The 23,836-nt window shown below is 65.4% G+C and carries 26 protein-coding genes; 18 read left to right on the plus strand and 8 right to left on the minus strand.

Annotated features, from left to right (window positions below):
- Window positions 1-13 precede the first annotated feature (13 nt).
- Window positions 14-1,396, minus strand: a complete 1,383-nt coding sequence (gene mpl, locus ACMHYJ_RS10415; RefSeq protein ID WP_414246105.1) for a UDP-N-acetylmuramate:L-alanyl-gamma-D-glutamyl-meso-diaminopimelate ligase — start codon at window positions 1,394-1,396, stop codon at window positions 14-16.
- Between the two features lie 89 nt (window positions 1,397-1,485).
- Between mpl and ACMHYJ_RS10420 the strand changes: the two genes are divergently transcribed.
- The 7 genes from ACMHYJ_RS10420 to ACMHYJ_RS10450 all read left to right on the plus strand — a co-directional run bounded on the left by ACMHYJ_RS10420 (window position 1,486) and on the right by ACMHYJ_RS10450 (window position 7,608).
- Complete coding sequence (locus ACMHYJ_RS10420) at window positions 1,486-1,983, plus strand: TlpA family protein disulfide reductase (protein ID WP_414246106.1); 498 nt, start codon at window positions 1,486-1,488, stop codon at window positions 1,981-1,983.
- A gap of 125 nt (window positions 1,984-2,108) precedes the next feature.
- Entirely contained in the window at window positions 2,109-2,558 is a 450-nt protein-coding gene (gene accB / locus ACMHYJ_RS10425; protein ID WP_414246107.1) for an acetyl-CoA carboxylase biotin carboxyl carrier protein, read from the plus strand.
- 5 nt (window positions 2,559-2,563) lie between these two features.
- Window positions 2,564-3,910, plus strand: a complete 1,347-nt coding sequence (gene accC, locus ACMHYJ_RS10430) for an acetyl-CoA carboxylase biotin carboxylase subunit (protein WP_414246108.1) — start codon at window positions 2,564-2,566, stop codon at window positions 3,908-3,910.
- A 9-nt stretch (window positions 3,911-3,919) separates the two neighbouring features.
- Window positions 3,920-4,834, plus strand: coding sequence for a 50S ribosomal protein L11 methyltransferase (gene prmA, locus ACMHYJ_RS10435; RefSeq protein WP_414246109.1), 915 nt, complete (start codon window positions 3,920-3,922; stop codon window positions 4,832-4,834).
- Window positions 4,835-4,845: 11 nt separating this feature from the next.
- Window positions 4,846-6,006: a DUF3426 domain-containing protein gene (locus ACMHYJ_RS10440; RefSeq protein ID WP_414246110.1), complete on the plus strand. Its 1,161-nt coding sequence runs from the start codon at window positions 4,846-4,848 to the stop codon at window positions 6,004-6,006.
- A gap of 9 nt (window positions 6,007-6,015) precedes the next feature.
- The gene (locus ACMHYJ_RS10445) at window positions 6,016-6,978 is read left to right on the plus strand and encodes a carbohydrate kinase family protein (protein WP_414246111.1); all 963 of its coding nucleotides are present in this window, start codon (window positions 6,016-6,018) and stop codon (window positions 6,976-6,978) included.
- Between the two features lie 66 nt (window positions 6,979-7,044).
- A complete protein-coding gene (locus ACMHYJ_RS10450; protein WP_414246112.1) occupies window positions 7,045-7,608 on the plus strand; it encodes a YggT family protein in 564 nt (187 codons plus the stop codon).
- A 75-nt stretch (window positions 7,609-7,683) separates the two neighbouring features.
- Here the strand turns inward: ACMHYJ_RS10450 and ACMHYJ_RS10455 are convergent, their stop codons facing one another.
- From ACMHYJ_RS10455 to ACMHYJ_RS10465, 3 genes are all read right to left on the minus strand, one after another.
- Window positions 7,684-8,178 (minus strand): glycine zipper 2TM domain-containing protein, encoded by a 495-nt coding sequence (locus ACMHYJ_RS10455; RefSeq protein ID WP_414246187.1) that lies wholly within the window; start codon window positions 8,176-8,178, stop codon window positions 7,684-7,686.
- 170 nt (window positions 8,179-8,348) lie between these two features.
- Window positions 8,349-8,630 carry a hypothetical protein gene (locus ACMHYJ_RS10460; RefSeq protein ID WP_414246113.1) on the minus strand — a complete coding sequence of 94 codons (282 nt, stop codon included), beginning with the start codon at window positions 8,628-8,630 and terminating at the stop codon, window positions 8,349-8,351.
- A 53-nt stretch (window positions 8,631-8,683) separates the two neighbouring features.
- Window positions 8,684-9,118, minus strand: a complete 435-nt coding sequence (locus tag ACMHYJ_RS10465; protein ID WP_414246114.1) for a CopD family copper resistance protein — start codon at window positions 9,116-9,118, stop codon at window positions 8,684-8,686.
- A 134-nt stretch (window positions 9,119-9,252) separates the two neighbouring features.
- On the opposite strand from ACMHYJ_RS10465, the gene ACMHYJ_RS10470 reads away from it, so the two are divergent.
- Window positions 9,253-9,744 (plus strand): hypothetical protein, encoded by a 492-nt coding sequence (locus tag ACMHYJ_RS10470; protein WP_414246115.1) that lies wholly within the window; start codon window positions 9,253-9,255, stop codon window positions 9,742-9,744.
- Between the two features lie 27 nt (window positions 9,745-9,771).
- On the opposite strand, the gene gltX is transcribed toward ACMHYJ_RS10470, so the two are convergent.
- Entirely contained in the window at window positions 9,772-11,187 is a 1,416-nt protein-coding gene (gene gltX / locus ACMHYJ_RS10475) for a glutamate--tRNA ligase (protein WP_414246116.1), read from the minus strand.
- Between the two features lie 181 nt (window positions 11,188-11,368).
- Here gltX and ACMHYJ_RS10480 point away from each other — a divergent pair, with 181 nt between their 5' ends.
- Window positions 11,369-13,825, plus strand: coding sequence for a GNAT family N-acetyltransferase (locus ACMHYJ_RS10480; protein ID WP_414246117.1), 2,457 nt, complete (start codon window positions 11,369-11,371; stop codon window positions 13,823-13,825).
- Window positions 13,826-14,041: 216 nt separating this feature from the next.
- Here the strand turns inward: ACMHYJ_RS10480 and ACMHYJ_RS10485 are convergent, their stop codons facing one another.
- Together ACMHYJ_RS10485 and yjgA are read right to left on the minus strand one after the other, a co-directional pair.
- Window positions 14,042-14,728, minus strand: coding sequence for an alpha/beta hydrolase (locus ACMHYJ_RS10485; RefSeq protein WP_414246118.1), 687 nt, complete (start codon window positions 14,726-14,728; stop codon window positions 14,042-14,044).
- Window positions 14,703-15,275, minus strand: coding sequence for a ribosome biogenesis factor YjgA (gene yjgA / locus ACMHYJ_RS10490; RefSeq protein WP_414246119.1), 573 nt, complete (start codon window positions 15,273-15,275; stop codon window positions 14,703-14,705). The genes ACMHYJ_RS10485 and yjgA overlap by 26 nt, the downstream gene beginning before the upstream one ends.
- Window positions 15,276-15,339: 64 nt before the next feature.
- On the opposite strand from yjgA, the gene pmbA reads away from it, so the two are divergent.
- From pmbA to ACMHYJ_RS10535, 9 genes are all read left to right on the plus strand, one after another.
- Window positions 15,340-16,707, plus strand: coding sequence for a metalloprotease PmbA (gene pmbA, locus ACMHYJ_RS10495; RefSeq protein ID WP_414246120.1), 1,368 nt, complete (start codon window positions 15,340-15,342; stop codon window positions 16,705-16,707).
- A gap of 93 nt (window positions 16,708-16,800) precedes the next feature.
- Window positions 16,801-17,904, plus strand: coding sequence for a TRAP transporter substrate-binding protein (locus ACMHYJ_RS10500; protein WP_414246121.1), 1,104 nt, complete (start codon window positions 16,801-16,803; stop codon window positions 17,902-17,904).
- Between the two features lie 358 nt (window positions 17,905-18,262).
- The gene (gene rplM / locus ACMHYJ_RS10505) at window positions 18,263-18,691 is read left to right on the plus strand and encodes a 50S ribosomal protein L13 (protein ID WP_414246122.1); all 429 of its coding nucleotides are present in this window, start codon (window positions 18,263-18,265) and stop codon (window positions 18,689-18,691) included.
- 12 nt (window positions 18,692-18,703) lie between these two features.
- Complete coding sequence (gene rpsI / locus ACMHYJ_RS10510; protein ID WP_414246123.1) at window positions 18,704-19,096, plus strand: 30S ribosomal protein S9; 393 nt, start codon at window positions 18,704-18,706, stop codon at window positions 19,094-19,096.
- Between the two features lie 188 nt (window positions 19,097-19,284).
- Complete coding sequence (gene argC, locus ACMHYJ_RS10515; RefSeq protein WP_414246124.1) at window positions 19,285-20,391, plus strand: N-acetyl-gamma-glutamyl-phosphate reductase; 1,107 nt, start codon at window positions 19,285-19,287, stop codon at window positions 20,389-20,391.
- A gap of 88 nt (window positions 20,392-20,479) precedes the next feature.
- On the plus strand, window positions 20,480-21,196 hold the full coding sequence (locus ACMHYJ_RS10520; RefSeq protein ID WP_414246125.1) for a DUF6776 family protein: 717 nt from the start codon (window positions 20,480-20,482) through the stop codon (window positions 21,194-21,196).
- On the plus strand, window positions 21,193-21,558 hold the full coding sequence (gene erpA, locus ACMHYJ_RS10525) for an iron-sulfur cluster insertion protein ErpA (protein WP_414246126.1): 366 nt from the start codon (window positions 21,193-21,195) through the stop codon (window positions 21,556-21,558). Before ACMHYJ_RS10520 ends, erpA begins: the two co-directional genes overlap by 4 nt.
- Window positions 21,559-21,879: 321 nt before the next feature.
- Window positions 21,880-22,116, plus strand: coding sequence for a hypothetical protein (locus ACMHYJ_RS10530; protein WP_414246127.1), 237 nt, complete (start codon window positions 21,880-21,882; stop codon window positions 22,114-22,116).
- Entirely contained in the window at window positions 22,088-23,185 is a 1,098-nt protein-coding gene (locus ACMHYJ_RS10535; protein ID WP_414246128.1) for an Rpn family recombination-promoting nuclease/putative transposase, read from the plus strand. Before ACMHYJ_RS10530 ends, ACMHYJ_RS10535 begins: the two co-directional genes overlap by 29 nt.
- 209 nt (window positions 23,186-23,394) lie before the next feature.
- On the opposite strand, the gene ACMHYJ_RS10540 is transcribed toward ACMHYJ_RS10535, so the two are convergent.
- Entirely contained in the window at window positions 23,395-23,742 is a 348-nt protein-coding gene (locus ACMHYJ_RS10540; RefSeq protein ID WP_414246129.1) for an anhydro-N-acetylmuramic acid kinase, read from the minus strand.
- Window positions 23,743-23,836 lie beyond the last annotated feature (94 nt).

The raw sequence follows: 23,836 nt of genomic DNA on the forward strand, positions 1-23,836 counted from the left end.
GATGTGCGGGAGGCTATTGGGAAGGGGACGCCAGGGCGTCCAGCAAAAGCGTGTGGATGCCGCCGAAGCCGCCATTGCTCATGACCAGGATATGATCCTGGTCGCGGGCCTGGGCGCAGAGCGCGGCCACCAGGGCGGGCAGGTCGTGGCCGGACCAGGCGAGCTTGTCCCCCAGCGGGGCCAGCACCTGGGCCGGATCCCAGCCCAGGGCTTGTTTGCCGCTGATCTGGCCGTAGCAATAGACCTGATCCGCCTGCGCCAGGGCGTCGGGCAGGCGCTCGGCCATGGCGCCCAGTTTCATGGTGTTGGAGCGGGGTTCCAGCACCGCCAGGATGCGGCCCTGCGGGCCAATGCGCTGGCGCAGCCCCTGGACGGTGGTGGCGATCGCGCTGGGGTGGTGGGCAAAATCGTCATAGACCGCCACGCCGCGCCGGATGCCGCGCAGTTCCAGACGGCGGCGCACGCCCTGAAAAGCGTGCAGCGCGTCCAGGGCGGCCGTTACGGGGATGCCCGCGTGGTGCGCGGCGGCAATGGCCGCCAAGGCATTGCCGCGGTTGTGCTGGCCGGCCAGATCCCAGTCCAGTACGCCCAGGATCTGGCCGTCTTGCGCGATGGCGCTGCGCCGGTCGTCGGCGGGGTCGGGCTGCGCCTGCCAACGTCCTTGCGGGCCGAATGTCTCGACGGGCGTCCAGCAGCCGCGCGCCAGCACGCGATCCAGGGGCGGGCAGTCGGCCGGGCGCAGGATCAGCCCCTGGGCCGGGATGGTGCGCACCAGATGGTGGAACTGGGCCTCGATGGCGGCCAGGTCGGGAAAAATGTCCGCGTGGTCGAATTCCAGATTGTTCAGAATCGCCGTGCGGGGCCGGTAGTGCACGAACTTGGATCGTTTGTCGAAAAACGCCGTGTCGTATTCGTCGGCTTCGATCACGAAATGGCGGCGCTGCGGCTGGTAGCGGGCGGAAACCCCCAGGTCGGGGGCCACCCCGCCGATCAGGAAATTCGCCGCCTGGCCGGCGTGTTGGAAAATCCAGGCCAGCAGGGCGCTGGTGGTGGTCTTGCCATGCGTGCCGGCCACGGCCAGCACATGCTGGCCCGGCAAAATATGGTCGGCCAGCCATTGCGGGCCGGACGTATAGGGCAGACCCTGATCCAGGATGGCTTCCATCAGGGGGTTGCCCCGGCTGACCACGTTGCCGATGATATACAGGTCGGCGCCCAGCCGGATCTGGGCCGCCTCGAAGCCTTCGATCAGCTGGATGCCTTGATCGTTCAGCTGTGTGCTCATGGGGGGATAGACCCCCGCATCGCAGCCGGTCACCCGGTGCCCGGCCGCGCGGGCGATCAAGGCCAGGCCGCCCATGAATGTGCCGCAAATTCCCAGTATGTGTACGTGCATCGTCACCTCCGGCCTGTATTGTAGTTGTAGGGTGTCCGGGATACCCAATGCTATGATGGTTCGGCATGTGATTTTTCTGGAATAGTCTGATGAACAGACGTTTGTTTCTGGGCGGGGCGTCCGCCGTCCTCGGGGCCTGGGCCGCGCCCGCGCTGGCGCGGGCCGCGCTGTTGCCCGCCGACGCCGTCTTCGGCCGCGCCTTCGATACCCTGCAGGGCGTCAGCCAGCCCTTGTCCGACTACCAGGGACGCCCGGTGGTGCTCAATTTCTGGGCCAGCTGGTGCGCGCCTTGCGTGCGCGAAATGCCGCTGCTCGAATCCATTCACCACCAGCAGCCGGAACTCGCCCTGGTGGGCCTGGCCATCGACACCCGGGCCAACGTCCAGCGTTTCCTGGAAAAAATCCAGGTGTCCTATCCCTTGCTGCTGACCGGCACCCAGGGCATTCCCCTGATGCGCGACCTCGGCAACAAAAGCGGCGGCCTGCCGTTCACGGCCTTTTTCAACCGCCAGGGCCGTCTGGTTTCCACCGCCATGGGAGAACTCAAACCCGAAGATCTGCAGGCCCGGGTGCGGCAGATACTTTAACTTTCAATCAATCTTTTTTCCCCGAAATCTGCGGGGACTTAATAGACAAATCACTGCGATTGGCGTAAAAAGGCGGTCTAATTGAGAACAGCCGTCATCTGGGCGGCCAGCACACAGGAATTTCTATGGATCTCCGAAAACTTAAAACACTGATCGACCTGGTGGCCGATTCAGGCATTGCCGAGCTCGAAATCACCGAGGGCGAGGGCAAGGTTCGCATCGTGAAGTTTTCCCAGACGCCTGTCGCGCCCGTGGCCGCCGTGCCGACCCAGGTAGTGGCCGCTCCCGCCGCCGCCCCGGCGGCGGAGGCCGCGCCGGCGCCCGCCCCGGCGGCGCCCCAGGGGCATTCGGTCAAGGCGCCCATGGTGGGCACCTTCTATCGGGCGCCCAACCCCAATTCGCCCGCCTTCGTCGAGGTCGGCCAAGCCGTCAAAGAAGGCGACCCCCTGTGCATCATCGAGGCCATGAAGCTCCTCAACGAGATCGAGGCCGATAAATCCGGCACGATCAAGGAAATCCTGGTCGAGAACGGCGAGCCCGTCGAATACGGCCAGCCGCTGTTCATCATCGCCTGATCGCCATGTTTGAAAAAATACTGATTGCCAATCGTGGGGAAATCGCCCTGCGGGTTCAGCGCGCCTGCCGCGAACTGGGCATCAAGACCGTGGTGGTGCATTCCGAGGCCGACCGCGAAGCCAAATACGTGCGTCTGGCCGACGAGTCCGTCTGCATCGGTCCCGCCGCCCCGCGCGACAGCTACCTGAACATGCCGGCCATCATTTCGGCCGCCGAAGTCACCGATGCCGAAGCCATCCATCCCGGCTATGGCTTTCTGTCCGAAAACGCCGACTTCGCCGAGCGCGTCGAGAAAAGCGGCTTCGTGTTCATCGGGCCGCGTCCCGAAAGCATCCGCACCATGGGCGACAAGGTCAGCGCCAAGCAGGCCATGATCGCCGCCGGGGTGCCGGTGGTGCCCGGGTCCGACGGCGCGCTGCCCGAAGACCCCGCCGAGATCCAGCGCATCGCCGAGAAAGTCGGTTATCCCGTCATCATCAAGGCCGCCGGCGGCGGCGGCGGCCGGGGCATGCGGGTGGTCTACGACGCCGGGTCCCTGATCAATGCCGTGGCCATGACGCGCACCGAAGCCGGGGTGGCCTTCAACAACCCCGAGGTCTACCTGGAGAAATTCCTGGAAAACCCGCGCCACATCGAAATCCAGATCATGGCCGATGGCCAGGGCAAGGCCGTGTGGCTGGGCGAGCGCGATTGTTCCATGCAGCGCCGCCACCAGAAAATCATCGAAGAAGCCCCCGCTCCCGGCATCGACCGCGCGCTCATCGACCAGATCGGCGAACGCTGCGCCGAGGCCTGCCGCACGATGCGCTACCGTGGTGCGGGCACCTTTGAGTTCCTGTACGAAAACGGCGAATTCTTCTTCATCGAGATGAACACCCGGATTCAAGTCGAGCACACGATCACCGAGATGATCACGGGCCTGGATCTGGTGCAGTGGCAAATCCGCGTGGCCGCCGGCGAAAAATTCACCTTGCGCCAGCGCGACATCCACCTGCATGGCCACGCCATCGAATGCCGCATCAACGCCGAAGACCCCCACAAGTTCACGCCCAGCCCCGGCAAGGTCACCAATTGGCATATCCCGGGCGGCCCGGGGGTGCGCATGGATTCGCACGTCTACACCGGCTATACCGTGCCGCCTTACTATGACTCCATGGTGGCCAAGCTCATCACCTACGGCGATACCCGCCACCAGGCCCTGATGCGCATGGATATCGCCCTGTCCGAGATGATCGTCGAAGGCATCAGCACCAATATCCAGCTGCACCGCGAACTGTTGCAAGACGAGCACTTCGTCCGGGGCGGCACCAGCATTCATTACCTGGAACACAAACTGGCCCAACGGCCTTAAAGGCAACTCATGCGCGAACTGGTGCTTCATTGTGCCCACCCGCAGGCCGAGCCCTGGTCCGACGCCCTGCTGGCGGCCGGCGCCCTGTCGGTGTCGGTCGAAGACGCCGATGGCGATACGGAACACGAACAGGCCCTGTTCGGCGAGCCCGGCACCGAGCCCGAAACCCGGGCCTGGCGGCGCAATCGCCTGGTGGTGCTGCTGGCCGACGGCGACGACCCCAACCAGCTGCTGGCGGCCCTCGAAGACCAGCCCGGCCCGGCGCCCGCCGCCGCCGACTGGTTTTTGCGCCCGGTGCCCGACGCCGACTGGGTGCGCCTGACCCAATCCCAGTTCGGCCCCATTGCGGTGGGCGAGCGCATCTGGATCGTGCCCAGCTGGCACCGCCAGGACGCCGGCCTGCCCCCGGCGGGCAGCCACGACGGCATCGTGCGCCTGGAACTCGACCCCGGCCTGGCGTTCGGGACCGGCAGCCACCCCACCACCCATCTGTGCCTCGAATGGCTGTCCACGCACCTGCGGGGCGGTGAGACCGTCCTGGATTATGGTTGCGGCTCGGGCATCCTGGCGATTGCCGCCAAGCTGCTGGGCGCCGGCGCCACCCAAGGCGTGGACATCGACGAGCAGGCCGTCGCGTCCAGCCGGCAGAACGCCGCCGCCAACCGGGTGGCACTCCACGCCTGCCTGCCCGACGCGCTCGCGCCGGGCGCATACCAGGTGGTCGTGGCCAATATCCTGTCCAACCCCCTGAAAATCCTGGCGCCCATGCTCAGTGCCCGGGTGGCGGCGGGCGGGGCCCTGGTGCTTTCGGGGGTGCTCGAACGCCAGGCCGACGAGGTGCGTGCCGCCTACGCCCCCTGGCTGCCCTTGCAGGTCTGGGCGGCGCGTGAAGGCTGGGTCTGCCTGGCTGGCCGCAAGGGTTGACCGGAGGCGCCATGGACCTGACCACCCGGTGCCCTCGCTGCGGGACGGCATTTCAGGCCAGCCTGGCGGATTTGCAGCTGCGCAAGGGGTATATCCGCTGTGTGCAGTGCGCCCATATCTTCGATGGCTACGCCGAAGTCGTGTCCGCCCCCGATGATCCCGCGTCGGCGGCCGGTGCCGTGCTGAAACCGGCGTCCGTGGCGGCAAAACCGCCGACGGCCGCGCACGCCCCCGTCCATACCGTGTCGATGACGCCCGCGCCCGGCGGGGCCTTGCCCGTTCACACGATGCCGCCCGCGTCCGGCGGGGCCTTGTCCGTTCACACGATTCCGCCCGACCCGGTGTCGCCGGCCACGCCTGTCCCGGATGCGCGCTCGATGGGGGAAGCGCCCGTCTTCGATACCGAAGACGGGCCGCGTGTGTTCCGCGCCGGGCGCGGCGCGGCGGCGGATGCCTTGCCCGAGGTGCCGGCCTGGCGGATTGAACCCCAGATCAATCCCGAGCGTGAGCTTGAGCATGGCCCGTCCGAGTCCATCGTGGTCGAGGCGCGTCCAGGCTATCGCAGCCAGGGGGGCAGCGCGGCGCCGCTGCTGCAATCCGCCCAGGGGCCGTCGTGGTGGGATCGTCTGCTGCGCTTGCTGGCCAGCCTGTTGCTGCTGGTTCTGTTGCTGCTGGCGGCGGCACAGTTGGCTTATGTGTATCGCGTCCAGCTGGCGCAGGTCGTGCCCGCCTTGCGCCCCTGGCTGCTGCAGGCCTGCGGGCCGTTGCGTTGCCAAGTGCCTTATGCCCGCAACCTGGGCGAGATCGCCATCACGGGCTCGGCGCTCAAAATCCAGGATCCGCTGGCGACCGGCGTCCCCGACGCCGCATCGGCGACGCCTGGCGACGCGACGCCGGCGGATGCCCGTTCGTCGGCGGATCAGCACTATCTGCTGCAGGCCACTTTGCGCAACCAGGCGGCCTATCCCCAAGAATGGCCCAGCCTGATCCTGGATCTGAAAGACGCGGCGGGCACGCTGCTGGTGCGCCGCAACCTCGCGCCCGTGGATTACCTGGGGGCCGAAGTCGCCGGGCAGCCCCTGCCCGCCCGCAGCGATGTGCAGGTTCGCCTGCCCTTTACCCTGAGCGGCCTGAAAATCAACGGCTACCAGATCGACCTGTTTTATCCTTGAAGGCACTGCATGACCCTGAATAAAGACGTCCTCATCTGCGGCTCGATGGCCTTTGATACCATCGCCGTCTTCGAAGGCCATTTCCGCGACCATCTGCACGCCGACAAGCTCAAATCCCTGAGCGTGTCGTTCTTCGTGCCCAGCCTGCGCCGCGATTATGGCGGTTGCGCGGGCAACATTGCCTATAACCTGAAGCTGCTGGGTGGCCAGCCCGTGCCGGTGGGCACCGTGGGCCAGGATGCGGACGACTATCTGCAACGCCTGCGCAGCCTGGACATCGACGATAGCCTGGTGCGCGTATTGCCCGATACCTATACGGCCCAGTGCTACATCACCACCGACCGGGACAACAACCAGATTGCCTCGTTCCACCCGGGCGCCATGTCGCGCTCGGCCGAGAACGACCTCTCCGGCCGGGCGGCGGGCTGGGCAATTGTTTCGCCCGATTCCAAGGAAGGCATGTTCGCCCATGCCCAGCGACTGCAGGCCGCCGGCATTCCTTTTGTCTTCGACCTGGGCCAGGCGATGCCCTTGTTCGACGGCGGCGACCTGCGCCGGATGTTGGACATGGCCAGCATCCTGACGGCCAACGACTACGAGGCTGGCGTGATCGAAGAACGCACAGGGCAATCCATCGCCGCCATCGCCGCCGGGCTGCAGGCCGCCATCGTCACCCGGGGCGCGCAGGGCAGCACCCTGTATGCCGATGGGGCGCAGGCGGACATCCCGGCCTCGGCGGTCACCCAGGTGGTCGACCCCACGGGCTGCGGTGACGCCCATCGCGCGGGCCTGCTGTATGGCCTGGTCAACGACTGGTCGCTGCACGACGCCTGCTGTCTGGCCAATATCATGGGCGGCTTCAAGATCGCCAGCCAGGGGCCGCAAAACCACCAGCCCTCGCGCCGGCAGATTGCCGATGCCTTGCAGGCCAACTACGGCATTCAGGCCGATAGCCTGCTGAAGCATCCCTGAGTCGCTTGCTGGGTTGTTTGCGCCAATGCGACAATAGCCGGCTAACCGCCCCCCGAGTACACGCCCATGGCCCGCGATATTCTTATTTTCCTGATCGATATTGTTTTTTCGCTGTTTGGCATCGCGCTGATCCTGCGTGCCTGGATGTTCGCCATCCGCCTGCATCCGTTCAACCCCTATTCGCAGGCCATCCTGAAAGCCACCGACTGGCTGGTGCAGCCCGTGCGGCGTGTGGTGCCGGTCAGCGGCCGCTTCGACTGGCCCAGCATCCTGGCCTGCTGGGTCACCGCTATCCTGTATCTGTTTCTGTCCTGGCTGGTCGGCATGGGGGGGCTGCTGCCGCCGGCCAGCGCCATCGGCGGCCTGCTGCTGTCGGGCCTTTTGGTGGGGTGCAAGTGGCTGTTCAACGTCATCGTCTGGGTCACGCTGATCCAGGCCGTGCTGTCCTGGGTCAACCCCTTGTCGCCCATCATGCCGGTGCTGTTCACGCTGACCGCCCCGCTGCTGGATCCCATCCGGCGCATCCTGCCGCGCATGGGGGGGCTGGACTTGTCCCCCTTGGTGCTGCTGGTGGTGGCCCAGGTGGCGATGATGATCCTCAACCACCTGGCCTTCACCGCGTTTTCCTGATGCGTCCGCCCTGGAAGGGGCGGCGCCCCACGCTTGCGGTTCTTGGCATGGGTGCGGTGCCGGCCTCCGGCTGGATTACATCGGCACCACGCGGGCCGGGCCCGCGCCGCTGATCAGCTGCACGCGCTGACCGGGGCTTAACGCGATGTCGTTGGCCTGGGCGATGACGCGGGTCTCGCCGTTGTCCAGACGCACGGTGACTTCCAGCCCCTGGGTCTTGTTGGCCTGGTTTTCGATGGCATTGCCCGCCAGGCCGCCCAGCAGCGCCCCGCCGATGGACGCCAGCACCTGGCCGGAACCGCCGCCGATCGAACTGGCGGCCACGCCGCCCAGGGCACCGCCGGCCAGCGCGCCGACCCCCGAGGACTGCGCCGACTGGATCACGACGGCCCGCACGGAAACGACCGTGCCATAGCGCACGGTCTGTTCCCGCTGGGCCTGGCCGTAGGTGTATACCGACCCCGAGGCCGACTGGTTGGCGCAGCCCGCGAGGGTGAGCGCGGCCACCGACAGGACGGCGGCGCCGGCCAGGCGAAGGGTGCGGGGCGAAACAGAAAAATAGACAAGCATCATGGGTGGATTCCGGTAGAAAATGCAGGCTGACCGGGGTCGTGCCCGGCAGTGGAGCCCCGGGCCCGTGGCGGCGGGCTGGGATCGGATTTCAAGCATGCGTCGGACGGCATGCCGGACGCGAGGCGTTTGGGGTCACAGCGGCTTTGGCCCGGCGGGCCAAAGCCGGCTTATGGCCGGTTGAGCAGCGGAAACGGCCAGCTGCCGGCCGGATTGACATCCGCGCGGATGTCGGGGGCCGGGCTGTCGGGTTTGCGGGCGGCTTTCTTGGGGGCGGTCTTGGCCGCCGCGGTGCTTGCTTTGGCGGCGGTCTTGGGCGTTGCCTTGGCTTTGGGCGCGGCGGCCTTGGCGGCGGGCTTTTTAGCGGCGGAGCCGCCGGCCTTTTTGGCGGCAGCGGTTTTGGGGGCGGGTTTGGCCGCCGCTTTGGCGGCGGCCGGCTTGGCAGAGGCCATCGAGGGTGCTCCTGAGGGACATGAAAAACGACACCCTGCAGTCTAGCGCAACCTTACAGATAAAACATCGCCTTGGCCAAAAATACGATCAATACCACATGGCAGAACACGCTCAGGTGGATCAACTGGAAGTGGCGGGATTTCAGCTTGCCCTTGCCGCTCATGGTCATGGCGAAGATAAAGTGCCCCAGCACGCTGAAGGCCAGGATGATCTTGATCCACAGCAGGGTGGCGAAATGGCTGGCGAAGGGCTGCGCCAGGGCTTCTCGAAACTGCCAGGCCATGCTGATGCCCGCGCCGAACAGCACCAGCATCACGAACGGCATGATCTTGCGCGCGCGCCGGCCGATGGACAGTTCGACGTTGCGCATGGCCTCGCGCCCCAGCGGCTTGCGGATGCCTTCCAGGATCAGAACCTCAAAGAACACCGTGCCGACGAACATGATGGCGGCAAATAAGTGCAGGGTGACAAGTATGAAATGGCTCATGTCAGTAAAATAACGGTTTTCCTGCAACCCGCGCAGGGACGCAAAAATTGTAGGCCGGGTGTGCCGGCACCGTGGGTATTACCCTGCCCCGGGCGGGGGATAGGATGACATTTGTCATGAACCGAGGTCAAGTAATGCGATTCATTCGTTTTTCGATGGGGCTGGCCGGTGCGGCCGCCCTGGGGTTGCTGGCGGCATGCGCGCCCATCGCTCCCGCCCCCCCGCCTGCGGCCGCCGAGGCCGTCCCGCCCGCCTGCACGCCGGCCGCCCCGGGCGAGGCCCTGGTGGGCAACTGGCTGTCCGTGGCGGCGCAACAGGGCGTGGCCGGGTCGGTGCGCACCCTGTTCACCTTGAGTTCCGATGGCACGATGAGCTATGTCGAGCAGGTCAAGCGCCCGCGCACGCCATCACAGGGCCTGGAAGAATCCGGCTGCTGGTCGCGCCAGGGGGACGCGCTGGTCTTGCGCACCTTGCAGTCCAATGGCCTGCCGGTCAGCCTGGACGACCCGATCTACACCAACCGCTATCGGGTCGTCCGGGTGGACGCCGCCAGCCTGCGCTTGCAGGGGCCGCAAGGCCAGGTGAAGGCCAAGCGCATGGCCCCTGGCTATCGCTTGCCGTTTTAGGGCGTGTGCGCCCCTGGCGGCCGGCGATCAGGCCGCCAGGGTGGCATCCAGGCGCTGCAGCACCGTGTCGCGGCCCAGCAGCGCCAGCACGGCGGCAATGGATGGGGTGTGCTTGCGCCCCGTGACGGCCACCCGCAGGGGGATGGCCAGCTTGGGCATTTTCACCCCGTGGGCCTTCAGCAGGGCCTTGATCAGCGCGTCCAGCGCGGCCTCGTCCCAGGTGGCCAGCCCATGGGCCTGGATCGAAAAATCCCGCAGCAGGGCCAGGGCGGCGGTGTCCAGGGTCTCGGCGCGCAGGGCGTCGTCGGCGGGCGTGTAGGGGCCGCAAAACAGCAGGCAGCCTTCGGCCAGGTCTTCCAGGGTTTCACTGCGGTCGCGCAGCAGGGCCAGCACCGCGGGCAGATCGGTGGCGTCGGGCTGCCCCCCGCGCTGCTGGATGCGCGGGGCCACGCGGCGGGCCAGATCGGCCAGATCCAGCTCGCGCAGGGCGTGGGCGTTCACCCAGTTCAGTTTTTTCGGATCCCATTGCGCGGCCGAGCGGCTCAGGTGCCGGGGGTCGAACCATTCGACGAATTGCTGGCGGGTAAAGCGTTCGTCGTTGCCGTGGCTCCAGCCCAGGCGGGCCAGGTAGTTGACCATGGCTTCGGGCAGATAGCCCAGGCGGTCGTATTCGATCACGCTGACCGCGCCGTGGCGCTTGGACAGTTTTTCGCCGTCGGGCCCCAGGATCATGGGGACATGGCCATATTGCGGCAGTTCGGCCCCCAGTGCGCGCAGGATGTTGATCTGGCGCGGGGTGTTGTTGACGTGGTCATCTCCCCGGATCACATGGCTGATCTGCATGTCCCAGTCGTCCACCACCACGCAGAAATTATAGGTGGGGGTGCCGTCCGGGCGGGCGATCACCAGGTCGTCCAGTTCGCTGTTGTCGAAGCTGATGGGGCCTTTGACCAAGTCGTCCCAGCTGGTGACGCCATCCTGGGGGCAGCGAAACCGCACCACGGGCGCCACGTCCGCCGGGATGGGAGGCAGGGTCTTGCCGGGTTCGGGGCGCCAGGTGCCGTCGTAACGGGGCTTGGCCCCGATGGCGCGGGCGCGCTCGCGCATGGCCTCGACCTCGGCGGGGGTGCTGTAGCAATGGTACGCCGTGCCCTGGGCCAGCATGCCGGCGATTACCTGGCGGTAGCGTTCCATGCGCTGCATCTGATAGAACGGGCCTTCGTCGGGCAGCAGATCCAGCCACTGCATGCCGTCCAGGATGGCTTGCACCGCCTGGGGGGTGGAGCGCTCCAGGTCGGTGTCTTCGATGCGCAGCACGAAGGTGCCGCCGTAGTGGCGGGCGAAAGCCCAGGAGAACAGGGCCGTGCGGGCACCGCCCAGGTGCAGGTAGCCGGTGGGCGAGGGGGCGAAACGGGTGCGCACGGGGCGTTTGGCAGCAGTCATGGTCGTGGTAATGTGGCAGGGGCGGCGGGGCCGTCCCCTGTAAAATCAGGGTGGAAACCCTGTATTTTAAGGGACGCCCGCGCCGACGGTATTTCGATCCTGCCGCCGTTGCCGAAACAGCGCGCCGAGCTTCGGGGTTTCGCCGTCGCGCGACCCGCTTCTCACCCAAGGATTCTTCATCATGTTGCGTCACCGCCTCGCCGCCCTGTTCGAACCGCGCTCTCTCCTGGTGCTCAGTGCCCGCCGTCTGCCGGTGGTGCAGACGCCGCCGACACTGCTGCGTGGCCGCATCGCCGACATCCCGCTGGCGGACGATGGCCGTTGGGTCTTGCCGGAAACGCTGGATTTCCTGCAGCCCGGCCAGCGCCTGGACATGGCCGTGCTGTGCCTGGATCCCGCCCGCCTGCCGGCCGCCCTGGGGGCCTTGCGGGCCCACCGGCCCCGCGCCCTGGTGCTGCTGCCGCACGAAACGCCCGCCGCCGACCCCCAGGAAACCCGCGCCTACTGCCAGGCCTGGGGCCGGATGAACGATTGCCTGGTTCTGGGGCCAGGCGCCCTGGGGGTGCAGCGCCCCCATCTGGGGCTCAACCTGGGTTTGGCCGACCATGCCGCGCCGGCGGGGCGGGTGGCCCTGGTGGCCCAGTCCCGCATGGTGGCGGCGGCGGTGCTGGACTGGGCGGGCGACATCCAGCTGGGGTTTTCCGCCGTGGTGTCCACAGGCGATACCGCGGGCGTCACCGTGGCCGAGGTTCTGGAATACTTGTCGATGGATCCGCGCACCGACAGCATCGTTCTGTATCTCGAAGCGGCGGATTCCTCGCGGCGCTTCACCAGCGCCCTCATGGCCGCGGCCAGCGTCAAACCAGTCATCGTGCTGAAGGCCGGCCGCCAGGGGCCGCATGACAGCGCGGCGGCCGATGCGGTCTTTGATGCCTTGCTGCGGCGCACGGGGGCGGTGCGGATTCGTTTTTTCGTCCAGCTGTTTTCCGCCCTGAAAGTCTTGGTGCATACCAAGCATCAGCGGGGGCGGCGCATTGCGCTGTTCGCCAATGGGTATGGCGCGGCGCATTTGGCCCTGGACGCCATTCCGCCCGGCGGGCCGGTCAGCCGGGCCGACCTGTCCACCCAGACCCGGCGCGACCTGGTCGCGCTGCTGGAACCCGGCGCCGTGGTGGATAATCCCGTGGTCAGCCACGCGCCGCTGGAAGCCCATGGCCTGCAGCGGGCCTTGGGCTTGTTGGCGGCGGACAGCAATGTCGATGGCGTGCTGGTGCTGATCGCTCCCGATGCGCTGTCCGACATGGGGGCCGCCACAGAAGCCCTGGCCCAGTTCTCCGAGTCCGCCAGCAAGCCGATCATTTCGTGCTTGATCGGCGATGCCTCCATGCGTTCGCTGCGCCACCACCTGGATCGCGTGGGGCTGCCCGCGTTTCGCACGCCGGAATCAGCCGCCAACGCGTTCGGGATTCTGGCGGCCTATCATTACAACCAGACCCTGGCCCAGCAGGCGTTGCCGCCCGAGATGCTCAACCGCCCGCCCCGGCTGGACGAGGCCCGCACCCTGCTGGGCGATGCGGTCATGTCGGGGCGTTTGTCGCTGGATCGCGCCGCTTGCCGCTGGCTGCTGGATTGTTTTCATGTGCCCATCCTGGTCGAAGATCATGGCGTCCCCGAGGCGGCGCGGAAAAATCTGCCCATGGCGATCCACGTGCGCCAGGATGCCCGCTTCGGGCCGTATATCCAGTTTGGCCCGGGCGGGCGGCCCGCCCGGCTGGCCACGGCCCACCGCGAAATCGAACTGCCGCCGCTTAACAACTACTTGGCGCGCCAGCTGATCCAGCGCGGGAAATTCTGGGCCCGCGTGCTCGAACGCGACTTGAGCCCCGCCGTCTTCGAACAACTGCGCGAGGCGCTGGAGCGCATTTCCGAAGTCATCAGCCAGTTGCCGGGGGTGCGCACGTTGTCGATCGACCCCTTGTGGTGGGACGATACCGGCCTGTACGCCGAAGACGTCCAGGTCACGTTGGATCCCGATTACGATGGCGAACGCCCCGAGAACCAGGCCTATCGGCATATGGCCATCCACCCGTACCCGCGCCATCTGGTGCGCCCCATGGTGCTGGACAGCGGCCAGGAATGGCTGCTGCGCCCCATCCGGCCCGAAGACGCCACTTTGCTGCAAGAGTTCATCCGGGGCCTGTCGGATGAATCGCGCTACATGCGCTTCGTGTCCATGCTGCGCGAACTCACCCCGCGCATGCTGGCCCGCTACACCCGCATCGACTACGACCGCGAGGTGGCCCTGGTGGCCACCATGCAGGTGCCCAATCCCGAAAATCGCGGCCTGCTGCGAGAGCGCATCGTGGGCTTCGCCCATTACTTGCGCAATGCGGATGGCCAGGGGGCCGAATACGCCCTGGTCATCGCCGACGACTGGCAGCGCCGCGGCCTGGGCGCCCGGCTGATGACCAGCCTGCTGCAGGTCGCCCGCCGCCAGGGCCTGACCTACATCGAGGGCATCGTCCTGTCTTCCAACCGCGCCATGCTGGGCCTGATGACCTCCCTGGGCATGACCAACGACCCCGACGCGGAAGACCCGGGCATGAGAAGGGTATGGATGAATCTGGACACAAAATAGTCCTGAGGACTATTTTGTGCCTGATTCATTGGAGCGGCTTGCAAGCCGCGACGTGGAGGGATGCCCCGGCTTAAGACCAGTCCTGATCGGACACAGGACTGTCCTGTGCCTATCGAATCGGAGCAGCTTGCAAGCTATGGATTTTCGGCCCGGCGCGACCGCGATGGCGCGGCTGCTGGTGCGTATTTTGGGCGCCGCGGTCATGCCTCGCCCGCGTCAGCCCCCGTCAACCGACGGCGTCATCACCTGTGCCAGAAACGCCCGGATATCGTCCAGTTCCTGCGGGTGCAGCCCGTGCGGCATTGGATACGTCTGCCACTGCAGCGGCTGGCCCAGGCCCTGCAGCGTGTCGCGGCTGGTTTCGGCGTAGGCCAGCGGCACCACCATGTCTTGTGTGCCGTGCGCCATGAACACCGGCGTCTGCGCATTGGCCGGGTGGCGTTCGGCGGCCAGGGTGTTGCGCAGGGGCAGGTAGCCCGACAGGGCGATGATCCCCGCCAGCGGCTGATCCAGCCGCAGGCCGGTGTACAGCGCCATGGCGCAGCCCTGCGAGAACCCGGCCAGCACGATACGCTCACGGGGAATGCCGCGTTCGGCCTCGCGGGTGATCAGTGCCGTGATGTCGCGCCGCGTGGCGCGGATGCCGTCCACGTCCTCGCGCGCGTCGCGATCCAGGCCGTACAGGTCGTACCAGGCGCGCATGGGCATGCCCTGGTTCAGGCTGACCGGGCGCACGGGCGCATGCGGGAAGACAAAGCGGATGTCCGGCAGGTCGGGGTCGGCCAGCTCGGGCACGATGGGTTCGAAATCGTGGCCATCGGCCCCCAGGCCATGCAGCCAGATGACGCTGTGGGTGGGGGCGGGGCCTGTGGTGCGTTCAATGGTTTCCAGTGGCGTGTCCATCCGGGGTATCGTCCTCGAAGTCCAGTTGTTTCAGGGTTTGGAACAGGGCGCGGTAGTGCTTGCGGGCGGGCGCTTGCGCGGGCTGGCGGGCCTGGTTGTCGCGTGCTTCTTTGCGCGCCGCGCGAATCTGGCTGCGCAGGGCCTGGATATCCAGCGCGGGGAAATCGTCCAGCAGCTGTGTCAGGGCGTCGTCCTCGGCCAGCAGGCGGTCGCGCAGGGCTTCCAGGCGGTGCATGCTGCGCGCCTGTTCGCGTGATCCGTTGGCCCATTCGGCCAACTGCTGGCGGATGGGATCGGCATCGGCCTGGCGCAGCAGCTTGCCCACGTAATGGGTTTGCCGGCGGCGGCCTTCGTGGCTGGTGATGCGCTGGGCCAGGGCAATGGCGTCGCGCAGTTTTTCGTCCAGCGGCAGTTGGGCCAGCTTGGCGCCAGGCAGGGCGATCAGTTGGCGGCCCAGATCCAGCAGGGCGTGCATATCGCGCTTGACCTGGGATTTGCTGGGGCCGCGTTCGGCGTCGAAATCCTCGTCCTGGCTGTGGTCATCCATGGCTTAGGGCATAAAATAGTCGGTAATTGACTATGATAACCGTCTTGACTCTGGACGGACGCGCATGACACAAGCCACCGACGATTTCCTCGATATCCCCGCACAGCAGGCGCAGTTTTGCGACCTGGTGACGAACGCCCTGCAATATGCCCGCCAAGTGGGGGCTTCCGATGCCGCCGCCGAAATCTCCGAAAGCCGGGGCTTGTCGGTGGCCGTGCGGCACCGTCGCCTGGAAACCATCGAGCAGACCCGCGACCGCGGCCTGGCCATCACCGTGTTTGCCGGGCAGCGCCGGGGTTCGGCCTCGACCTCGGATTTTTCCACGGACGCCATCCGCAAGACAGTGGAGGCCGCCTGGCACATCGCCCGGTATACCGCCGAAGACCCCGCCGCCGGTCTGCCCGACCCCAGCCAGCTGGCCCTGCATTATCCCGATCTGGATTTGCACCATCCCTGGGCCATTGATGTGCCCGAGGCCACCCGCCTGGCGGTGCGCGCCGAGCGCGCCGCCCTGGATACCAGCGAACAGATCACCAACACCGAAGGCGCGTCGCTGGACACCATGGAAGGCCATTTCGTGCTGGGCAACACCCGGGGCTTTCTGGGGGGGTATCCCTATTCGCGCCACAGCTTGTCGGTGGCCCCCATCGCGGGCCAGGGCGACGGCATGCAGCGCGACTACTGGTATACGTCCGCGCGCAAGGCCCAGGCCCTGGCCGACCCGGCCCGGGTGGGCCGCTACGCCGCCCAGCGCGCCTTGTCGCGGCTGAACGCCCGCCCCCTCAAAACCGGCCATTACCCCGTGCTTTTCGAGGCCCCCCTGGCCGTCGGCCTGCTGGGCGCCCTGGTGCAGGCCACCAGCGGCGGGGCGCTGTACCGCAAAGCCAGTTTTCTGCTGGACAGCCTGGGCCAACCGGTTCTGGCCGATCACCTGGACGTGATCGAAAACCCCTATGTTCCCGGCGCCCAGGGCAGCTCGCCCTTCGATGGCGAAGGCGTGCGCCCCCTGGCCCGCCGCGTGGTCGGCCAGGGCCTGCTGACCGGCTACTTCCTGTCCACCTACACGGCGCGTAAGCTGGGGCTGGACACCACCGGCAACGCGGGCGGATCGCACAACCTCAGTCTGCGTTCGCGGCTGACCCGTGCCGCCGACGATCTGCCCGCCATGCTGCGGAAAATGGGCACCGGCCTGCTGGTCACCGAACTCATCGGCCAGGGGGTCAACTACGTCACGGGCGATTATTCGCGCGGGGCCTTCGGCTACTGGGTGCAAGACGGCCAGATCAGTCATCCCGTGCACGAAATCACCATTGCGGGCAATCTGTCCGACATGTTCCGGCAGATTGTCGCGGTGGGGGCGGACGTCCATCACCGGGGGGCCAAGTCCACCGGCTCCATCCTGATCGAAAAAATGGCTGTGGCCGGCCAGTAAAACCGAGGCCTCAAGGCTGCCCGTCGATACACAACGCAAGGACGCGGTGTACTATCGAACGACACATTTCAACCACCAAGGAGATCACCCATCATGCAGCGTCGTGCATTCCTGAAAAAAGCCGGGTTGGGCGCCGTGGCCGGTACTGCCGCCGTGGCCGCCCCCGCCCTGGCGCAGTCCAGCCCCGAAATCAGCTGGAAGATGACCTCTACCTATTCTCCGACTACACCGGCGCTGTATACCACGGCGCAGCTTTTTTGCAGCATGGTCAGCGATTTGACCGATGGCCGTTTCAATATCCGCCTGTATCCCGTCGGCGAACTCGTGCCCGGCTTCGGGGTGCTGGACGCCGTGGGCAACCGCACGGTCGAGTGCGGCCAGACCGCCTCTTATTATTACTACGGCAAAGACCCGTCGCTGTGTTTTGACACCGCCGTCCCCTTTGGCCTGAATGTGCGCCAAATGAACGCCTGGATGTACGAAGGCGATGGCCTCAAGCTGATGCGCGAACTCTTTGCGCCCTACGGCATCATCAATTTCCCCTTTGGCAACACAGGCACCCAGATGGGCGGCTGGTATCGCAAGGAAATCAACAGCGTTGAAGACTTGAAAGGCCTGAAAATGCGCACGGCCGGGTTTGCCGGGGAAGTGCTGTCGCGCATGGGCGTGGTGCCCCAGCAGATTTCCACGGGCGATATTTACCCCGCCCTCGAAAAAGGCGCTCTGGACGCCGTCGAGTTCGTCGGCCCCCTGGATGACGAAAAACTGGGTTTCCAGAAGGTCGCCAAATACTATTACTACCCGGGCTGGTGGGAAGGCTCGGCCCAGGTGTCGCTGTATGTCAACGACAAGGCCTACGCCGAACTGCCCAAGGCCTTTCAAGCCGTCGTCGACGTCGCCTCGCGCGCGGCTTCCACGCATCTGGTCGAATACTACGACAACAACAACCCCGACGCCTTGCGCCGGCTGATCGCCGGCGGGGCCGTGCTGAAAAGCTTCCCGCGCGACGTCATGGATGCTTCGTTCAAAGTTTCCAACGAAGTCTACAAAGAGTTCTGCGACAAAAACGCCGGCTTCAAGAAAATCTTCGACAACTATATGGGCTTCCGCGACAACATCGTCCCTTGGTTCCGCGTGGCCGAAGGCTCCTACGACAACTACCTGGGCGCCGCCCTGGCCCGCCAGAAGAAATCCTGATTCTTCTCTTGGCAAGACAAACCGCACCGCTCGGTGCGGTTTGTCTTCGGGGCGTCCGCCGAGCGTCTGCGACCCGCCATCGCGTACCGGCACATGGCGCGACGGCCGCGCCCGCGCCATTTTCATGCCGCCGGCGTCAAATCCCGCCGCCCTGACCCCGCAGTGGCGGCGGCATTGAAACTCGTGTAAAATCAGCGGGTTTTCTTCTAAAAATGCACCAGTACGGGCTTGGCCCCTGGCGCGTGGTGCTCTCCATGCGCTTCGGATGCCTGCATATAAAGTCCAGGCCAGTGCAGTCCGGTTTTTGCCGGATACCCGGAACAAAACAATCCCATTCAAATTTTCAGGAAACACCATCATGAAGACCTTTGTGGCAAAGCCGCATGAAGTCAAGCGTGACTGGTTTGTGATCGACGCCAAGGGCAAAGTCCTGGGCCGTGTGGCCAGCGAAGTCGCACGCCGCCTGCGTGGCAAGCACAAACCCGAATTCACCCCGCACGTCGATACGGGCGACTACATTGTCGTTATCAACGCCGCCGACATCGTCGTGACCGGCGCGAAAGCGACCGACAAGCGCTACTACCGTCACTCCACCTATCCGGGCGGCATCACCGAAACCAACTTCCAGAAAATGCAGCAGCGTTTTCCGGGCCGGGCGCTGCAAAAAGCCGTCAAGGGCATGCTGCCCAAGGGCCCGCTGGGCTACGCCATGGCTAAAAAGCTCAAGGTCTATGCCGGTGCCGAGCACCCGCATACCGCGCAGCAGCCGCAACCCCTGGATATCTAAGGACAGGCCATCATGATCGGTAATTGGAATTACGGCACTGGCCGCCGCAAAACGTCGGTGGCGCGGGTGTTTCTTAAAAAAGGCACGGGCAAGATCGTCATCAACGGCCGTCCCGTCGATGAATACTTCGCCCGCGAAACCGGCCGCATGATCGTGCGCCAGCCGCTGGCGCTCACCAACCACCTGGAATCCTTCGATTTCCACATCAATGTCCATGGTGGTGGCGAATCCGGCCAGGCCGGTGCGGTGCGTCACGGCATCACGCGCGCCCTCATCGAATACGACGAGACCCTCAAGTCCCCGCTGAAACAAGCCGGGCTGGTCACGCGCGACGCCCGCGAAGTCGAACGCAAGAAGGTCGGCTTCCACAAGGCCCGTCGCCGCAAGCAGTTCAGCAAGCGCTGATCCGCATCCGGGTGGCTTCGGTCACCTGCTGCGACGCAAAAACCCCGGCGCGATGCCGGGGTTTTTGCGTCTGGGCATGTGCGGTGGATGGCCCCATCTCAGGCCCTTTGTCGTGCCATAATAAAAGGTCGGCTTTACCCATATTGTGTCCCGGGGCTGTACCCTGGGCCGTTTTTTCAGGGCATCCCATGAACACCACTTCGCGCATCAAGGCAGGCATCGTCGGCGGCACCGGCTATACCGGGGTCGAACTTCTGCGGCTGCTGTCGCAGCACCCCCATGTGCAGTTGCATGCCATCACCTCGCGTAAAGAATCCGGCCTGCCCGTGGCCGAGATGTACCCCAACCTGCGCGGTCAGGTCGATCTATGTTTCCAGACCCCCGAAGACGCCGCCCTGGATCAATGCGACGTGGTGTTCTTCGCCACGCCTCACGGCGTGGCCATGCAGCAGGCCCCTGATTTGCTGCAACACGATGTGCGCATTATCGACCTGGCTGCGGATTTTCGCCTGCAGGATCTGGCTGCCTTCGAGCATTGGTACAAAATGCCCCACAGCTGCCCCGCCGTGTTGCGCGACGCCGTCTACGGCCTGCCCGAACTGGACCGCGACCGCATCCGCCAGGCGCGTGTCGTGGGTAATCCAGGCTGCTATCCCACGACTGTGCTGCTGGGCCTGGCTCCGGTGTTGCAGGCTGGCGGATCGCGTGGCCGCGACGGTGAAAACTCGGCCGCCGGGCAGGCGGGTCAGCCGCTGGTCGATATCGGCCACATTATTGCCGATTCCAAATCTGGGGTGTCCGGGGCCGGGCGCAAGGCCCAGGTGGGGTCTTTGTACGCCGAGGCCGGCGACAACTTCGCCGCTTATGGCGTGGCCGGCCATCGCCACCATCCCGAAATCGCCGAATGCCTGACGCGCATGGCCGGCACGCCGGTGGGCATTACCTTTGTGCCGCATCTGGTGCCCATGATTCGCGGCATGTTCTCCACGCTGTATTTGCGCATTTCGCCCACCGCCTTGGAAACGGATTTCCAGGCCCTGTATCAGCAGTATTACGCCGACGAGCCCTTTGTCGACGTCATGCCTGCGGGCAGCCTGCCGCAGACGCGATCCGTGCGGGCCTCCAATATGCTGCGCATCGCCGTGCACCGCCCCGCCGGGGGGGATACCCTGGTTGTCCTGGTGGTGCAGGACAACCTGGTCAAGGGCGCCGCCGGGCAGGCCGTTCAGAACATGAACCTGATGTTCGGCCTGCCCGAAACCACTGGCTTGCGGCAGGTCGCCATCTTGCCCTGACAAGTTTGCCCTGACAAACGGGGCCGGCCTCGTCCCCCGCCGCGCGGCCCCGCTTGCCCAGCCCGTTTTTGCTTATTCGGAGAACAGGATGTCCCAGGAAAAACCCAGCGGTCTCAGCCATTGGCTGGTGCGCCAACTGCGCCGCCTGCTGGTGCTGGTCGTGGTGTTTCTGGCCGGGGCCGCAGCCATGCATCTGGGCATGCACGCGGGCGACAAGCAAATGCTGCACGACCAGCATCTCCAACTGGCAGCCTTGCAAAGCGATCTTGCCCAGGCGCGCGCCGATCTGGCCAACGCCCGCAGCCAAACGGATGTCCAGGCTGCCAGCCAGCGCACCTTGCAAGACACCGTGGCCGATCTGCAGCGGCAACTGGGCCAAGTGCGCGACCAGCTGGCCTTCTACGAACAGCTGATCCCCCCCGGCCCTGCCGGTGCCGTGGCGATTCGCGCTTTCGATCTCCAGCCGGATGGCGATCTGCTGCGCTACCGGGTGCTGTTGACGCGCAACGCGGCGCTGGGGGCCGATGCCTTCAAAGGCCATATGCGGTTTGTGGCCCAAGGGCAGGATCAGGGTAAACCCGTTAAAATAGTGCTGAATCCGCCGTCGGCCACCCCGACGGACGCCGAACGCCCGCTGATGCTGGAATTCGATCAATTCCAGCGCAGCACCGGGGTGTTGCAAGTGCCATCCGGCCTGCACATCCAGCAGGTTCGCCTGGAGATCCTGGAAGGCAACGCCGTGCGGGCCAACCAGGATATTGTCTTGAATCACACGGCCCCATCCGTGCAGGAGCCCCAACCATGAGTACCCTAGAACACGTCGATTTTGGCGCCCCGCCCAGCCCATTGGTGTTTACCGATGCCGCTGCGGCCAAGGTTCGCGAACTCATCGCCGAAGAACACAACACCGCGCTGAAACTGCGCGTGTTCGTGCAGGGCGGCGGGTGCTCCGGGTTCCAATACGGCTTTACTTTCGACGAAGAAGTTGCCGAAGACGATACCACCATCGAACGCGATGGCGTCCAGTTGCTGGTGGACGCCATGAGCTTCCAATACCTGATCGGGGCCGAGATCGACTACCAGGACGACCTGGAAGGCGCGCAGTTCGTCATCCACAACCCCAATGCCAACACCACTTGCGGGTGTGGTTCGTCCTTTGCGCCCTGATCTGTTTTGCCGCACGGGCCGTCACATCGCTTGCGCATCGGCCAAGTCCCCGCCCCGACCATTCATCGCATGCGCAATGCGCAGGCGGCGGCACTGAAAGACTGGTCGTTGAACCTTCTGGATGCGCAAACGCTGGGCGGTGTGTTCGGGGATTGAAGACCCGCTGCTATCGAGGCGGGGTGCTTGGGCGGCGCCAATCCCCCCAGGTTAATACATTGGCCGTCTGGATCGTGCAGACTTCACTGCGTCAATACGATACGGTCATGCCAGTACGACAATCCATGACATTTTTAGCCGTCAGGATCTTTCCGGGATAGTGGTTTGCTTGGCGGGCATCCACAATGGCTGCACCCTGTTCTGGATGCCCGCCATGTCTCCCCGCCGTCCGCGCCCGACCCAGCCGCCGCCAGGTTCATCTTCGTCTTCGTCGTCGCTGTCATCGACTTCGCCATTGCCATCGGCATCGCCATCGGCATCGTCGTCGTCATCACCGTCGCCGTCGTCGTCGTCATCACCATCGTCTTTGCCTTTGTCACCATCATCGCTGCGGCAGCATGACCCCGCTTCGATTGATCACGCCGCACCTTCCGACTCGCCGGCGCCAGACGCCCAGGCCCGCAACGACTACGACAGCCCCTGGAAAGAGGCGCTGGAATTGTTCTTCCCGCAGGCCATCCAGCTGCTGGCCCCGGACTTATACGCGCTGGTCGATTGGTGCGCCCCGATTGAATTTCTGGACAAGGAATTGCAAGCCATCCGACATGCGGCGGTTCCAGCTCAGGGCCGCCAGGTGGTGGACAAGCTGGTCAAGGTGCGGCTATTGTCCGGGCTCCCTGTATATTTGCAGGTGCACCTGGAAGTCCAGGGACGGCTGGCCACCGAGGAGGCTTTCCGGGCGTTTTCCTGGCGCGTCTTCCAGTACCACACGCTGTTGCAGATCCGTGAAATGCGCCGGCAGGGTCTGGTGGCTCCGCCGCCCATCTACAGCCTGGGGATACTGATCGACCAGCCCGGCGCTGGGCAGGTGCCGGTCACGCAGCTGGTTCACCGGGATAAGTACCTGTCGCAAAAGACCGAATTCGTCTTTCCGGTTGTAGAATTGAAGCAATGGGCGGATCGGCTGGATGAACTGGACACCCTGGCCCCGCACAACCCGTTCGCGGTGTTTGTGATGGCGCAAATCCAGGCGTCCCGCCACCCGGACAAGGCCACGCGGCTGCGGTCGTTGCTCGACTTGGTACGCCGCTTGTACGGCTATGGCTATGACCGGGATCGAATTGGTCAACTGGTGCGCCTGGTGGAGTGGGTGGTGCGCCTGCCCGCCGATCTGGAAACCGATTATTTGCAGGCTGCCCGGCAGCTGGCACAGGAGCATGAGATGAGCTACGTGACGATTGCCGAGCGGGTGTATACCCAGCAAGGGCTGAAGATGGGGATTGAGCAGGGTATCGAACAGGGGATTGAGCAGGGCCAGGCCAATCTGTTGCTGCGCTTGGTCGAACGCCGCTTTGGCGCACAGGCCGACGATGTCCATGAAAAAATCCGTTCGGCCAACAGCGCCCAGCTGGAAGCCTGGTCGTTGAACATCCTGGACGCCCAAGTCTTGGATGACGTGTTCAAGGATTAAGTAAGACATGCGGATTGCCGAAGACCCCGGTATCTGGGCCAAACCCGACAACGCAATTGAAAGCCTGGGCGTTGAATCTGATGGATGCCCGGGTTCCAGAGGATATCTTCAAGCCCGCGCTGTCATCTGAAATAGAGGGGGCCAATACATAGAGGGGCCAATACAGCATGCGGTAAGCCGCTGTGTTCATGGGCGAGGCCATCGGTTCCCTATGCCGGGTACAGGCACCCGGCAATGCTGGCATGTCGTGCTCCGGTGACTTCTGGCAGACAGGCGGCTCGCCCCTGCACATGGGCCTGCGCCAGCCAGGCGAAGGCCATGGCCTCTACGCTGTGCACCGGGATGCCGTAATCCGCCGTGGTGTTCAGCGGGCAGGGCAGGGCGGCGGCCAGGGCCGCCATCAGTACCGGATTGGATGCCCCGCCGCCGCAGGCCAGCACTTCGCGGGCTCGGGGGGCGTATCGCGTGATGGCTTGTGCGACCGTTTGCACCGTCAACTGCAACAGGGTGGCCTGCACATCGGCGGCGGAAATCTCGCCCGGCGTCCGATCTGGCAAGCTGTTGCCTGCACCTGCACCTGCACCTGCACCTGCACCTGCACCTGCACCTGCACCTGCACCTGCACCTGCACCTGCACCTGCACCTGCACCT

Source organism: Castellaniella hirudinis (assembly GCF_047468865.1).
Taxonomy (GTDB): domain Bacteria; phylum Pseudomonadota; class Gammaproteobacteria; order Burkholderiales; family Burkholderiaceae_B; genus Castellaniella; species Castellaniella hirudinis_A.